At 61.5% G+C, this 14,330-nt stretch carries 10 protein-coding genes and 1 tRNA gene; 7 read left to right on the forward strand and 4 right to left on the reverse strand.

The features are described 5' to 3' along the window. Positions 1–55 precede the first annotated feature (55 nt). Positions 56–4,780, reverse strand: coding sequence for a glutamate synthase large subunit (gene gltB, locus FKV68_RS17560; RefSeq protein ID WP_180939065.1), 4,725 nt, complete (start codon positions 4,778–4,780; stop codon positions 56–58). A 357-nt stretch (positions 4,781–5,137) separates the two neighbouring features. Here gltB and FKV68_RS33545 point away from each other — a divergent pair, with 357 nt between their 5' ends. Further along, a complete protein-coding gene (locus tag FKV68_RS33545; protein WP_269808441.1) occupies positions 5,138–5,269 on the forward strand; it encodes a hypothetical protein in 132 nt (43 codons plus the stop codon). A 67-nt stretch (positions 5,270–5,336) separates the two neighbouring features. Continuing rightward, positions 5,337–6,383, forward strand: a complete 1,047-nt coding sequence (locus FKV68_RS17565; protein ID WP_180939066.1) for a threonine aldolase family protein — start codon at positions 5,337–5,339, stop codon at positions 6,381–6,383. Positions 6,384–6,490: 107 nt separating this feature from the next. On the opposite strand, the gene FKV68_RS17570 is transcribed toward FKV68_RS17565, so the two are convergent. After that, positions 6,491–6,952, reverse strand: coding sequence for an Hsp20 family protein (locus tag FKV68_RS17570; RefSeq protein WP_180939067.1), 462 nt, complete (start codon positions 6,950–6,952; stop codon positions 6,491–6,493). Between the two features lie 558 nt (positions 6,953–7,510). On the opposite strand from FKV68_RS17570, the gene FKV68_RS17575 reads away from it, so the two are divergent. After that, positions 7,511–8,500 carry an alpha/beta fold hydrolase gene (locus tag FKV68_RS17575; RefSeq protein ID WP_180939068.1) on the forward strand — a complete coding sequence of 330 codons (990 nt, stop codon included), beginning with the start codon at positions 7,511–7,513 and terminating at the stop codon, positions 8,498–8,500. Positions 8,501–8,721: 221 nt separating this feature from the next. Here the strand turns inward: FKV68_RS17575 and hisN are convergent, their stop codons facing one another. Both hisN and FKV68_RS17585 read right to left on the reverse strand, forming a co-directional pair. Beyond that, a complete protein-coding gene (gene hisN / locus FKV68_RS17580) occupies positions 8,722–9,516 on the reverse strand; it encodes a histidinol-phosphatase (RefSeq protein ID WP_180939069.1) in 795 nt (264 codons plus the stop codon). A 308-nt stretch (positions 9,517–9,824) separates the two neighbouring features. After that, positions 9,825–10,706: an N-formylglutamate amidohydrolase gene (locus FKV68_RS17585; RefSeq protein WP_180941552.1), complete on the reverse strand. Its 882-nt coding sequence runs from the start codon at positions 10,704–10,706 to the stop codon at positions 9,825–9,827. Positions 10,707–10,898: 192 nt separating this feature from the next. Between FKV68_RS17585 and cpdR1 the strand changes: the two genes are divergently transcribed. From cpdR1 to FKV68_RS17605, 4 genes are all read left to right on the forward strand, one after another. Next, a complete protein-coding gene (cpdR1, locus tag FKV68_RS17590) occupies positions 10,899–11,261 on the forward strand; it encodes a response regulator CpdR1 (RefSeq protein ID WP_003531148.1) in 363 nt (120 codons plus the stop codon). 285 nt (positions 11,262–11,546) lie between these two features. Continuing rightward, positions 11,547–11,621, forward strand: a tRNA-Val gene (locus FKV68_RS17595). A gap of 368 nt (positions 11,622–11,989) precedes the next feature. Beyond that, a complete protein-coding gene (locus FKV68_RS17600; RefSeq protein WP_180939070.1) occupies positions 11,990–13,000 on the forward strand; it encodes a LacI family DNA-binding transcriptional regulator in 1,011 nt (336 codons plus the stop codon). A 40-nt stretch (positions 13,001–13,040) separates the two neighbouring features. Then, positions 13,041–14,315 carry an ABC transporter substrate-binding protein gene (locus FKV68_RS17605; protein ID WP_180939071.1) on the forward strand — a complete coding sequence of 425 codons (1,275 nt, stop codon included), beginning with the start codon at positions 13,041–13,043 and terminating at the stop codon, positions 14,313–14,315. The last annotated feature ends 15 nt before the right edge of the window (positions 14,316–14,330 follow it).

Below are 14,330 nucleotides of genomic sequence, written 5' to 3' on the forward strand. Positions count from 1 at the left end.
GAGGGGCCCCCGAACCAGTCTTTGATGAACCGGGAGCCTGTTTCACCGGGGCCTCCTATTCGGCCGCCTCTGCCATTTTCATGCGTTCCATGTCCTCGAGCGCACGGCGGTATTCGACCGGCATGACCTTGCGGAATTTCGGTCGGTAATCCGTCCACTGATCGAGGATCTCCTTGGCACGGGGCGAGCCCGTGTAGTGTAGATGATTGGAGATCAACTGGTAGAGCCGCTCCTCGTCGTGACGCGTCATGTCACCCGAGACATCGACCATGCCCTTGTGCATGAGGTCGCCGCCGTGGTGGTGCAGCTTCTCCAGCATGTCGTCTTCCTCCGGCACCGGCTGCAGCTCGACCATCGCCATGTTGCAGCGACGGGCGAAATCGCCCTCCTCGTCGAGCACATAGGCGACGCCGCCGGACATGCCGGCAGCGAAGTTGCGGCCCGTTCCGCCAATGACGACGACGACGCCGCCGGTCATGTATTCGCAGCCGTGATCGCCAACCCCCTCGACGACCGCGATCGCACCGGAGTTACGCACCGCGAAGCGCTCGCCGGCGACGCCGTTGAAGTAGCATTCGCCCGAGATTGCTCCGTAAAGCACGGTGTTGCCGACGATGATCGACTGATGCGGCACGATGTTGGCGTTTTCCGGCGGCCGGACGATGATACGTCCGCCCGAGAGCCCCTTGCCGACATAGTCGTTGCCGTCGCCCACGAGGTCGAAGGTGATACCGCGCGCGAGGAAGGCGCCGAAGGACTGGCCCGCCGTGCCCTTGAGCGTGACGTTGATCGTATCGTCCTTCAACCCCTTGTGACCCCAGCGCTTGGCGAGCGCACCGGAAAGCATCGCGCCGGCCGAACGGTCGACGTTCTTGATCTCTGTCTCGAAGGCAACCGGCGCCTTGGTTTCGAGCGCGGTCTTTGCCTTCTCGATCAGCTTGCGGTCGAGAATGTCGTCGATCGGATGCTTCTGGCGCTCGGTCCAATAGGTCGCTTCCTTGGGAGCCTCCACCTTGTGGAAGATCTTCGAGAAGTCGAGGCCCTTGGCCTTCCAATGCTCGATCATGCGGTCGCGCTCGAGCAGTTCCGAAGCGCCGATGATCTCATCGAGCTTTTTCACGCCAAGCGAAGCGAGGATCTCGCGCACTTCCTCTGCAACGAAGAAGAAGTAGTTGATGACATGTTCCGGCGTGCCCTTGAAGCGTTTCCGGAGCACCGGATCCTGGGTCGCGACACCGACGGGACAGGTGTTCAGGTGGCACTTGCGCATCATGATACAGCCGGCGGCGATCAGCGGCGCGGTCGCGAAACCGAACTCGTCTGCACCGAGCAGCGCCCCGATGATGACGTCGCGCCCGGTCTTCAGGCCGCCATCGACCTGCAACGCGACGCGCGAACGCAGACCGTTGAGAACAAGCGTCTGCTGGGTTTCGGCAAGACCGATTTCCCACGGGCTGCCTGCATGCTTCAGCGAGGTCAGCGGCGAGGCACCGGTGCCGCCGTCAAAGCCCGCAATCGTGATGTGATCGGCGCGTGCCTTGGCGACGCCGGCCGCAACCGTACCGACACCCACTTCCGACACCAGCTTGACGGAGACATCCGCCTCCGGGTTGACGTTCTTCAGATCGTAGATCAGCTGCGCCAGATCTTCGATCGAATAGATGTCGTGGTGCGGCGGCGGCGAGATCAGGCCGACGCCCGGCGTCGAATGCCGGGTCTTGGCGACCGTTGCGTCGACCTTGTGGCCGGGGAGCTGGCCGCCCTCGCCGGGCTTTGCACCTTGGGCCACCTTGATCTGCAGCACGTCTGCGTTGACCAGATATTCGGTGGTGACGCCGAAGCGGCCGGATGCGATCTGCTTGATCGCCGAGCGCTGCGGGTTCATCGAACCGTCCGGTAGCGGCATGTAGCGGTCGCTCTCCTCGCCGCCTTCGCCGGTGTTCGACTTGCCGCCTATCCGGTTCATGGCGATTGCCAGCGTCGTATGCGCCTCGCGACTGATCGAGCCGAAGGACATCGCCCCGGTCGAGAAACGCTTGACGATATCCGTCGCCGGTTCGACCTCCTCGACCGGGATCGGCTTGCGGCCAACGGCCTCGGCGCTCTTGATCGTGAAGAGGCCGCGGATCGTGTTCATGCGCAGCGACGACGTATTCACCATCTCGGCGAATTCGCGGTAGCGGTCCTCGGCATTGCCGCGCACGGCGTGCTGGAGCGAGGCAATGGCATCGGGCGTCCAGGCGTGGCTCTCACCGCGCATGCGGTATGCATATTCGCCGCCGATGTCGAGCGTGTTGGCGAGCACCGGATCGGCGCCAAAGGCCGCCTTGTGGCGGGTGACCGTCTCGGCCGCGATCTCTTCGAGACCGATGCCTTCGATCGTGGTCGCTGTGCCGAAGAAATACTGGTCGACCAGCTTCGACGACAGGCCGACGGCGTCGAAGATCTGCGCGCCGCAATAGGACTGGTAGGTCGAAATGCCCATCTTCGACATGACCTTGAGGATGCCTTTGCCGACCGCCTTGATGTAGCGGTAGACGACCTCGTTGGCGTCGACTTCCTTCGGGAACTCGCCACGCTTGTGCATGTCGACCAGCGTGTCGAAGGCAAGATACGGGTTGATCGCCTCGGCACCGTAGCCGGCGAGCAGGCAGAAATGGTGCACCTCGCGCGGCTCGCCCGATTCGAGCACGATGCCGACTGAGGTACGCAGGCCCTTGCGGATCAGATGATGGTGCACGGCCGCAGTCGCAAGCAGCGCCGGAATCGCGACACGATCCGGGCCGACCTGACGATCAGAGAGGACGATGATGTTGTAGCCGCCCTTGACCGCCGCTTCCGCCCGCTCGCAAAGGCGATCGAGCATTTCCGGCATGCCTTCCGCACCTCGCGAAATGTCATAGGTGAAGTCGAGCGTCTTGGTGTCGAACCGGTCTTCCGTGTGGCCGATCGAGCGGATCTTTTCGAGGTCGCCATTGGTGAGGATCGGCTGGCGAACCTCGAGCCGCTTGGCATGCGCCATGCCCTCGTGGTCGAGGATGTTGGGTCGCGGGCCGATGAACGAGACGAGGCTCATTACCAATTCCTCGCGGATCGGATCGATCGGCGGGTTGGTGACTTGCGCGAAGTTCTGCTTGAAATAGGTGTAAAGCAGCTTGGTCTTGTTCGACATGGCCGATATCGGCGTGTCGGTGCCCATCGAGCCGATCGCCTCCTGCCCGGTCGTCGCCATCGGCGACATCAGGAGCTTGGTGTCTTCCAGCGAATAACCGAAGGCCTGCTGGCGGTCGATCAGCGATACATCGCGGCGAAGCGCCCGGGGCTCGACCGGCTTCAGGTCCTCGAGGATCAACTGCGTATCATCGAGCCACTTGCGATAGGGATGCTTGTCGGCAAGCGAAGACTTCACCTCCTCGTCGGAGATGATGCGGCCTTCTTCCATGTCGATCAGCAGCATCTTGCCGGGCTGCAGCCGCCATTTCCGGACGATCTTGTCCTGGGCGACCGGCAGCACGCCTGCTTCCGACGCCATGATGACGCGGTCGTCGCTGGTGACGATGTAGCGTGCCGGACGCAAGCCGTTGCGATCGAGCGTCGCGCCGATCTGTCGGCCGTCGGTGAAGGCAACCGCCGCCGGCCCATCCCATGGCTCCATCAGCGCCGCATGATATTCATAAAAGGCCTTCCTCTCCGGCGACATCAGCTGGTTGCCGGCCCAGGCTTCCGGGATCAGCATCATCACCGCATGCGCAAGCGAATAGCCGCCCCTGATCAGGAATTCGAGCGCGTTGTCGAAGCAGGCCGTGTCCGACTGGCCTTCATAGGAAATCGGCCAGAGCTTGGAGATGTCGTCGCCGAAAAGCGGTGAAGAGACCGAAGCCTGCCGCGCCGCCATCCAGTTGACGTTGCCGCGCAGCGTGTTGATCTCGCCGTTATGCGCGACCATGCGATAGGGATGCGCGAGCTTCCAGGACGGGAAGGTGTTCGTCGAGAACCGCTGGTGCACCAACGCCACCGCCGACTGGAAGCGCTCGTCGGCAAGATCCTTGTAGTAGGCGCCGACCTGGTAGGCGAGGAACATGCCCTTGTAGACCACCGTCGAGGTCGACAGCGAGACGACATAGAAACCGAGATCGCCGCCGTCCGCCTCCGCATAGATGCGGTTGGAGATCACCTTGCGCAGCGTGAACAGCCGGCGCTCGAATTCGGCGTTGGTGGCGGCGTCGCGGCCGGCACCGATAAAGACCTGCACGTGGTGCGGTTCGGTGGCGGCGATGTCCGGCGCCTTGGAAAGCGAGGAATTGTCGACCGGCACGTCACGGAAGCCGAGCAGGTGCTGGCCTTCTTCGGCGACGACCTCGCTGATCACATCCTTGAAATGGGCGATCAGCTTTTCGTCGCGCGGCATGAAGAGATAACCGACGGCGTATTCGCCGGCTTTCGGCAGGGTGACGCCCTGCTTGGCCATCTCCTCGCGGAAGAAGCGATCGGGAATCTGAACGAGGATACCGGCGCCGTCGCCCATCAGCGGGTCGGCGCCAACGGCGCCGCGATGCGTCAGGTTTTCGAGCATGAAGAGGCCATCGCGCACGATCTGATGCGACTTCTCACCCTTCATATGGGCGACGAAGCCGACGCCGCAGGCGTCGTGCTCGTTTCGCGGGTCATAGAGCCCCTGTTTTCGCGGTAATCCGGATGGGAAAGCGGGCGTTTTCGCATCCGTCGCAGCGTTGTGTGCGAGGTGGAGCCCTGTTTGCTGTGATGGCGAATGATCCGTCATCGTCTTCCCTCCTATTGGACCCGGAGATCCCGGGCATACCGCCGCCCGCGCATCGCTCGCCGCGTCGGCGCGTTTCGCGCTGCGGCAAAGCCGGGCATTATCGTCGCATGATCCTGATCAGGTCGCAAATAAGCGCGGCTGCACCAGGCACGAATGTCCCGCGACCATCCTGATGGCAGGCGTCAACAGCCGGATGAAACCCGGCGAAAACCGCTTGCGCTATACGCCGAATGCCGCATTTTCGGCGCTTCCGGCGATTGTTCCGGTCCCTAGACCGAAATAGGACAGCAAACCTGTCCTATTTCATGCGCTCTATGCCAGAAAGCGCCCCCCTTCGCAAGGGCATATGAGCAAATAATGGAAGAGATTTTGCCGAAGATTGCCGGAAATTTCGCGCTTTTAAAATTAAATTACAATCCGCTCGGTGGTTTCTTCACTTTGGTTTCAAACTGGTCTTGTGTTGGCATAGCTGCCGGACAGCCGCATTGATCGTCCGTGGAAGTCGGCTATGGTCTCGCCGAAGCGGCCGGACGTGGCCGAAACAAGGTGATTTCAGATGATTTTTTCCTCCGACAACTGGGCTGGCGCCCACCCGGCAATCGCCGAAAGCCTGATGGCTCATGCAGGCGGCTATGCTTCCGCCTACGGCACGAGCGAACTCGACCGGAAGGTGGAAAAGAAATTCTCCGAAATTTTCCAAAGGGAGGTGGCGGTATTTTTCGTGGGCACGGGTACCGCCGCCAACGCGCTGGCGCTGTCCAGCGTCAACCGGGCCGGCGGCGTGGTCTTTTGTCATCGGGAGGCGCATGTCCACGTCGACGAGTGCGGTGCACCGGAATTCTTCTCGCACGGGGCAAGGCTTTGCCCAGTCGATGGCATTGGCGGCAAGATGGATGCGTCAGGGCTTGAGGTCGAGATCCGTCGCTTTCCCCCGGAGTTCATCCATGGCGGCCGGCCGATGGCAGTGACCATCACCCAGGCAACGGAAAGCGGCACGGTCTATTCGCCGGCCGAAATCGACGCGATCGCTGCTGTCGCGAAATCGCACAAACTTCCTCTCCACATGGACGGCGCGCGCTTCGCCAATGCGCTCGTCAGCCTCGATGTGTCACCAGCGGAAATGACCTGGAAGCGCGGCATCGATCTCCTCTCGTTCGGCGGCACCAAGAACGGCTGCTGGTGTGCCGAAGCGCTGATCCTGTTCGACCCTTCGAAGGCACACGAAATGCACTTCCTGCGCAAACGTGCCGCCCAACTCTTTTCGAAGTCCCGCTTCATCGCGGCGCAGTTCGACGCCTATCTCTCAGGGGACCTGTGGCTCAATCTCGCCCGTCATGCGAACACGATGGCCACGCGCCTTGCCGACGGCATTTCCGCCTCGGGGAAAAGCCGGCTGGCCTGGTCGCCGGACGCCAACGAAGTCTTCGTGATCCTCAAGCAGGACGTGGCGTCGAAGCTCCAGCAACAGGGCGCGGTCTTCTACGACTGGCATGTGCCGGATGACCTGGCAGGCAGCCTCGACGGAGACGAGGGGTTTTACCGGCTCGTCACCAGCTTTGCCACACGATCGGAAGACGTCGACCGCTTCGTCGAAGCCTGCTGACGGCCGGAACCTGCAGCGCCGTGCATCTTTTTTAAGAAAACCTGCAGCAGGCATGAAAAAGGCGGCGCCCGTCGGACGCCGCCTTCCTTTCCATTCCTTAGACCAGATTAGAGGGTCTGGGCCTCGATCTGCTTCGGCTGCGAGGCAACCGAGGTGATCTCGATGCGACGCGGCTTGGCTGCCTCCGGGATCTCGCGAACGAGATCGATATGGAGCAGACCATTTTTCAGCGAAGCGGATTTGATCTCGACATGGTCGGCAAGCTGGAAGCGGCGCTCGAATGCGCGCTTGGCAATGCCGCGATGGAGAAACTGGCTCTCCTCGCCTTTGTCTTCGCTCTTTTCGCCCTTGACTGTCAGTGTGTGTTCACGTGCTTCGACCGAAAGCTCGCTCTCGTCGAAGCCGGCAACGGCCATGGTGATGCGATAGGCGTTTTCGCCCGTGCGTTCGATGTTGTAGGGCGGATAGGTCTGCGACTGATCGGGCTGACCAAGGCTGTCAAGCATGGTGAAAAGGCGATCAAAGCCGACGGTGGAACGATAGAGAGGGGAGAAATCAACGTGACGCATGGTGTCCTCCTTAAGAGCAACGGTTTGCGATGTCTGGTCTGCTACCCCATCAGGCGGCGGCTCGACCGGTGAACGGACCCGTCATCGGCGTCCGCAATCAACAGATGGGAATAAGCGCACGCCAGTTCAAGGGAATTTCCGCGCGGATTCTGCCGGACCGGCGCACTGCATGTTTCGTTAAGTCGCAGCCGATTTAGCGCCAAAAACATGCAGCCGCTCAAATGCTGCAGCATCTTTTGCGCGTCTGATCGGACGCGCAGCGCTGTAGGTGAACAGAACATGAATGACCGGTTCGGTCCCCGTTCAGCCGACGCGAGTTAGAACAAGGACACTGGGAAGAAACTCCCGGCGCTGAAGTGACCATGTCCCTTCTGCTTCAGCGGCCGGAAACGGTGATCGTCCGGATTTCACCCATCGTTTCCGGCTTTTTTTCTTTTGACGCGCGTGAGGCCACCGCCTATCCCTGATGAACAAGACGCGGTTGGGCGGTGGAATGCTCTCATCCCACCTCTTCCCGCGGCAACGACTTCAACTTTACATCTCGGGCCGTCGCTCTTCATGACCACGATCCTCTATCCGACGCCGGACAACCCGATACCGGGCAGATACGCGGCAGGCTTTTTCGATGGGGTCGGCAACCGCAAGATCCGCTACGCGGTCTTCAAGACGGAAGTCTCGGTAGCCCGCGGTACCGTCGTGCTGCTACAGGGACGCAACGAGACGATCGAGAAATATTTCGAAACGATCGCGGAACTTACCGCTGCCGGCTTTTGGGTCGCCACCTTCGATTGGCGCGGCCAGGGCGGCTCCGAGCGGTTGCTGCGCCAAACCGGTCGCGGCCATATCGCTCATTTCACCGACTACGAGCGCGATCTGATGATCTTCCTCGAGCAGATCGTGCTGCCCGACACGCGCCTGCCCTTCTCGATCGTCGCCCATTCAATGGGTGCGCTGGTGGCGCTGTCACTGGCGCCGATGCTCGCAAGCCGGATCGACCGGATGGTGCTGCTTGCCCCCTTTGTCGGCCTCAGCGGCCAGGCCATCGACCAGCGAAGCATTTTTGCGATCGCGACAATAATGGACTGGCTCGGCTTGGGAACACTGCCGCTCGAGCGCGACAAGGGCAACCGCCCCTTGGCGAACAACATCCTGACGGCCGACGCCCGCCGCTATGCGCGCAACCTCGCACTGATGGACGCCTGCCCGCAATGGCGGCTGGGGCCGCCGACGGCGCGATGGCTGCGCGAGACCTTCCAGGCGATACAGCACGTCCTGCGCCGCGAGCATTTGACACAGGTCACTGTGCCGACCATCATCCTGGCGCCGACAGCCGACCGCCTCGTGCCGCATCTTGCCGTCGAATTCCTGGCGCGCAACTTCCGCGCCGGGCACATGATCCCGATCGACGGCGCGCGTCACGAGCTCTTGCAGGAAGCCGACCGTTATCGTGCCCAGGCGATGGCTGCGATTTTCGCATTCCTGCCCGGGTTCGAGAACGCCGACGAGGCACCCCATCAATTCGAGGAAAGCTTACTTCCCGCTGCATGATTCCTTAAATCGGATTCGAATTGAGGACAAATCAATGCAGCAATTCGAAGTGCTGCAGCGACCCTGAAAACTACGAAATTCCGGACGGAAGACCGTTACACACTTTTCCCGGAATTGCTTTACAGCGCCGTGCGCCCTTCAGAACGCACAAGCACGCTGTAGGTCTTTGAATCTACGCATCGTGCTTTCTGAAAATCGATTCCGATTTTCGGGCCGATGCGCTAGCGTGTCCCGTCGGACGCGTGGCGCTGTAGTATTTCCAGCGCTTGCGCGTGGATCTCGCGACTACCGGCGGCGATGATCTCGCCGCCCATTTCCGCCGCGCCGCCCTGCCAATTGGTGACAATGCCGCCAGCCTGTTCGATCAACGGGATGAGGCCGCCGACGTCGTAAGGCTTCAATCCGCACTCGACGACGAGGTCGACGTGGCCGGATGCAAGCAGCGCGAAGGCGTAGCAGTCGCAGCCGTAGCGGAAGAGCCGCACCTTGGCCTGCAACGCCTCGAACCGCTCCTTGAGATCGCCGGTATAGAGATGCGGCGAGGTGGTGAACAACACCGCATCCGAGAGCGCATCGCAGGCGCGCGTCGAAAGCACCTTCTCTCCACCGGGACCGCGATAAGTCGCCTTGTCACCGTCGGCAAAATAGCGTTCACCGGTAAAGGGCTGGTCCATCAGCCCCATCACGGCCTTGCCTTTGCGGTAAAGACCGATCAGCGTCCCCCAGACGGGAAGACCGGAAATGAACGCACGCGTGCCGTCGATCGGATCGATGACCCAGACATGTTCACGGTCGAGACCGACATTGCCGTGTTCCTCGCCCAGAATGCCGTGCTGCGGATACGCGCCTTCGATCAGCGCGCGGATCGCCGCTTCGGCCGACCTGTCCGCCTCCGTGACGGGGTCGAACCCGCCCTCCAGCTTGTTGACGACGCTGGTGCCGGTCCGGAAACGCGGCATCGTTTCCGCTTTGGCAGCATCGGCGAGGCGATCGAAAAAGGTACGGTCCGGCAACATGTCGCTCTCTCGAAGAAAGGAAGGGAAGGCGATCTGATTAGACGAATTTGATCGAAAGGCAAGAATGCCGGAATTCGAGCAAATGGAAGACTGGAGCGCGGGCTCGATTCGCGCACGCATCGCCCTTCGGTTCAGGAGAGTTTCCCGTTGCGACTGCGAAAGTTTTCGCCCTCACAACTTGACATTTGTGCAGCGCAACATTAGAGTTCTGGAGCAGTCACTCGTGGCTGCAAATACCCTCCTTGGGTGTTTCCTCCCTAGACTTGACCGCGCCGCTGGCGCGGTTCTTTTTGAGCACGGGCCGCGCGCTATTCCGCCGCAAGCGGCAGGTATGCACCATATTCCTCGACATGTTGCGCAAGCGCGGCGATGAACGTCGTGAGGTCGGCCGTCAGCGTGGCAAATCCCGGCTTTTTGACTAGGGTCATCTCGTCGACATAGAGGCTGCGGTTGATTTCGATCTGGAGCGCGTGCAATCCGCGTGTCGGCCGACCGTAATGCTCGGTGATGAAGCCGCCGGCATAGGGCTTGTTGCGCGCGACCACGTAACCAAGCTGTTCGAGCAGACTGACGGCGGTGCGCGACAACTCAGCCGCTGCACTTGTTCCGTAACGGTCGCCGATAATGAAGTCCGGCCGATGGCCGCTGCCCGGAAGTTGGACGTTGCCCGGCATCGAATGGCAATCGATCAGCACCGACATCCCGAATTCCACATGCGTGCGGGCTATCAGCTTCCTGAGCGTCGCATGATAGGGCTTGTAGATCGCCTCGATGCGTGTCAGCGCTTCCTCGACCGGAAACCGGCCACGATAGATCTCCATATTCTCGGCGACGAGGCGCGGCACGGTCCCAAGCCCGCCGGCGACCCGCATGGAGCTTATGTTGGCATGCGGCGGCAACGGCCCTTCGAACATGCGCGGGTCGAGTTCGTAGGGTTCCCGGTTGACATCGAGAAAGGCACGCGGGAAATGGGCGCGAAGCAGCGGCGCGCCCAAAAAGGTCGCGTTCTGAAACAGCTCGTCGACGAAGTGATCTTCCGAACGGCGGATCGAATGCGCATCGAGTCGCGACTGATCTAGAAAGGCCTGTGGATAGGACCGGCCGCTATGCGGGGAATTGAACACAAACGGGATCCGCTGACTTGCGGGTTCCAGGACCTCGAAAAACTCCCGCTCGACCGCTTCCCCCATCGCAACCCTTTTTACCATGTCCGGATCTTGCTGTTCGGATCATGTTGCCAGTTGGTCGCCTCTGTGTCCATAGTGACGTCTTGCTGGTACCCGGGCATTGTTACGCCCTGTTCACCAGATATTTACCATGTTGCGGTTTGCTAAGCTGCCGCACTCCACAAGCATTGAAAAGAAGTAGCCACGGCCGAATTCATGACTGCGAAAATCCTCCTTGCCGAAGACGATAACGATATGCGCCGCTTCCTCGTGAAGGCGCTGGAAAAGGCTGGCTATAAGGTCCTGTCCTATGACAATGGCGCCAGCGCCTACGACCGGCTTCGCGAAGAACCCTTTTCGCTTCTGCTGACCGATATCGTCATGCCGGAGATGGACGGCATCGAACTCGCGCGTCGCGCGACAGAACTCGACCCGGACCTCAAGGTGATGTTCATCACCGGCTTTGCCGCGGTTGCCCTGAACCCCGATTCGAAGGCGCCGAAGGATGCCAAGGTCCTTTCCAAGCCCTTCCACCTGCGCGACCTCGTCAACGAGGTCAACAAGATGCTGGCCGCCTGACGGCACCTCGCCAGCACGGGCCTCCTGAGATTATAAATGCCAGTCCCGCCAAACTCTTGTGCGGGGGTGCGCCCTGCTTCGAGGCTGCGGCCGATCAACACGGATCGGCCGCAGCCTCTTTCATTTCAATAGTTTATCGGAAACGCCCCGCAAACAAAGGCATTGCGAGAGCATGTTCGCTGCAAGAAACGCCGCCCGCGAACGTCACCGAAAATTCTGTCAAAAAACCTTCGAAAAGCCTATTGACGCGGATGAGGGTTTTGTGGTCTATGCGCCGCATCGGATGGGCGTGTAGCTCAGCGGGAGAGCACTACGTTGACATCGTAGGGGTCACAAGTTCGATCCTTGTCACGCCCACCATTCCGATCCTTCGACCAGATTGTTTTCAGGCGCCCTTTGGGCGCCTTTTGCATATCCACTCTGTGTTCACCGACATCGTTCCGGCGTGGATAGCCCCTTCCTCGTTCAGTTTCTCCGTTTCAAGCTCTGGTGCTTGCGATCTGAGACGCCTACTTCTCAAAAGCGACGATCAGGCGAACCAGGGCCGCCCTATGCCGCCACGAGTCGAAGTGATAGCTTGCGGGCGAATGTGACAAGTCCGCTCCTTCCAGCCCTTGAATCTCCCGTGATGCCCGCACCGAATCGGCGATGCACGAAGCCCGGTCCAAAACGTTTTGGCTTGACTCCCAAAACGTTTTGGAGAACTCTGTTGTTAGGGAGTGAGAGCATTGGCCAATCTGAAACAGCTCGCGCAATCGCTGGGACTGTCGATCACGACGGTTTCCCGTGCGCTCGATGGCTATTCCGATGTCTCCGCGGCCACCCGCGAGCGGGTGCGCGAGGCTGCGGAGAAGGCAGGCTATCGGCCGAACGCGTCTGCCCGCAGGCTCCGCAAGCAGCGTGCCGAACTGGTGGCGGTCACGCTGCCGAGCGACCCTGGACATATCGGCCCGCCGCATTTCCTCGACATGCTCTCCGGTTGCGCCGAACATCTGGCGAGCGCAGGCCTGAACCTCGTCATCGCACCCGTTCCACGCGGCGAGAGCGAAGTGGAAATCTGCCGCCGCTTCGTCGATGGACGCCGTGTTGACGCGATGCTCTTGGTGCGCACCAAGCGGCGCGATGAGCGGGTCGAATTCCTGCAATCGCGCGGCATTCCCTTCGTCACAAACGGCCGCACCGAAAGCCTTGAACCGCATGCCTATATCGATGGCGATGGCTTTGCCGGATTCCTAGCCGCGACCCGGCGCTTCCAGGCGACCGGCCACCGCCGCATCGGCCATATCGCCGGCCCGCAGGAATATTACTTCGCACATGTGCGCCGCATGGGCTGGCAAGCGGCCATGGATGATGCCGGCCTCGGTTCCGACCTCTGCGCCGAGCGAGCGCCAACCGAACAGGGCGGGTATCTCGCAGCCCTCGATCTGCTCCGCCGTCCTTCGAGGCCGAGTGCACTCGTCTGCGCCACCGACGAAATGGCGATCGGCGCGCTCAGGGCTTTGCGCGAGATCGACGGCGGCGATCACATCAGCGTCGTTGGCCACGACGACCTGCCGATCGGCGCCTATACGAGCCCATCGCTGTCGACCATGCGCATGACCGGCGAGAACCTCGGCGCGAGCTTTGCGTCGCTGCTGCTTCGCGCCATCGCCGGCGAACCGGCGGCTGAGCTCCAGGAGCTTCACGCGATCGAGTTCGTCGACCGCGACAGCCACCGCCGCCCGTACGTCGCGGCATAATCGCATTCGACCACGAACAAGAATAGTGAAGGAGGAGAACATGAAACGCCTGATGTCACTCGGAATTGTGGCCTCCACCGTGCTGGCTTTCGCCTCGCCGGTGCTCGCCCAGACGGTTTTTGTGTCCACGCAGCTTCGTCCGATCGAAGAGGCGACCATCGTTCGCGAGGAACTGCTGCAGGATGTCGGCGATGTCGACTACGTCGTCGAAGAGCCGCCGCAGTTCGCGGTGCGCATGGAGGCAGAGCGCCAGGCCGGCACCCGCACGGTCAGCCTCGTCGGTGCGCTGCATGGTGAGCTTTCGCCGCTTGCCGACAGGGACTCCCTTGAGCCGCTCGACGAGCTTGCCAAGAAGCTCGCGGCCGGCGGCATGCCGCAGTCTCTGCTCGATCTCGGCAAGCTCGGCAAATCGACCCAGCAATACATCCCGTGGATGCAGGCGACCTATGTCATGGCCGCCAAGAAGGAAGCCCTGCAATACCTGCCTGCCGGTGCCGACGTGAATACCCTCACCTATGACCAGCTCATCGAGTGGGGCAAGAAGATGCAGGAAGCGACCGGTCAGCCGCAGATCGGCTTCCCGGCCGGTCCGAAAGGCCTGATGGCGCGTTACTTCCAGGGCTATTTCTATCCGTCCTTTACCGGCGGGGTGGTGCGCACCTTCCAGAGTTCCGACGCGGCTGCTGCCTGGGAGCAGCTCAAGGCGCTCTGGGCCTATGTGAACCCGAATTCGACCAACTACGACTTCATGCAGGAACCGCTGGCCGCGGGCGAGGTCATGGTCGCCTGGGATCACGTCGCACGCCTGAAGAACGCTATCTCCGCAGCTCCGGACGATTACGTCGTATTCCCGGCACCGGCCGGCCCGAAGGGCCGCGGTTACATGCCGGTCGTCGCCGGTCTCGCGATCCCGAAAGGAGCGCCGGACAAGGATGGCGCCACGAAGATCATCGAGCATCTTGCGGCGCCGGACGTCCAGCTCCTCACCGCATCGCGGGTCGGCTTCTTCCCGACGCTCAACGTAAAGCTGCCTGAAGACCTGGATCCGGGTGTCGCGCTACTCGCCGGTGCCGTGACGGCCACGCAGGCCTCCAAGGATGCGCTGATCTCGCTTCTGCCGGTCGGCCTCGGCGACAAGGGTGGCGAATTCAACAAGGTCTACATGGACAGCTTCCAGCGCATCGTGCTGCAGAATGAGCCGGTCGCCGACGTGCTCAAGGCGCAGGGCCAGACATTGGCCAAACTGATGACCGACACCAAGGCACCCTGCTGGGCACCGGACGCCAAGAGCGACGGCCCCTGCCCGGTCGAATAAATCCTCCCGAGGATG

This window comes from Sinorhizobium mexicanum (genome assembly GCF_013488225.1).
Taxonomy (GTDB): Bacteria; Pseudomonadota; Alphaproteobacteria; order Rhizobiales; family Rhizobiaceae; genus Sinorhizobium; species Sinorhizobium mexicanum.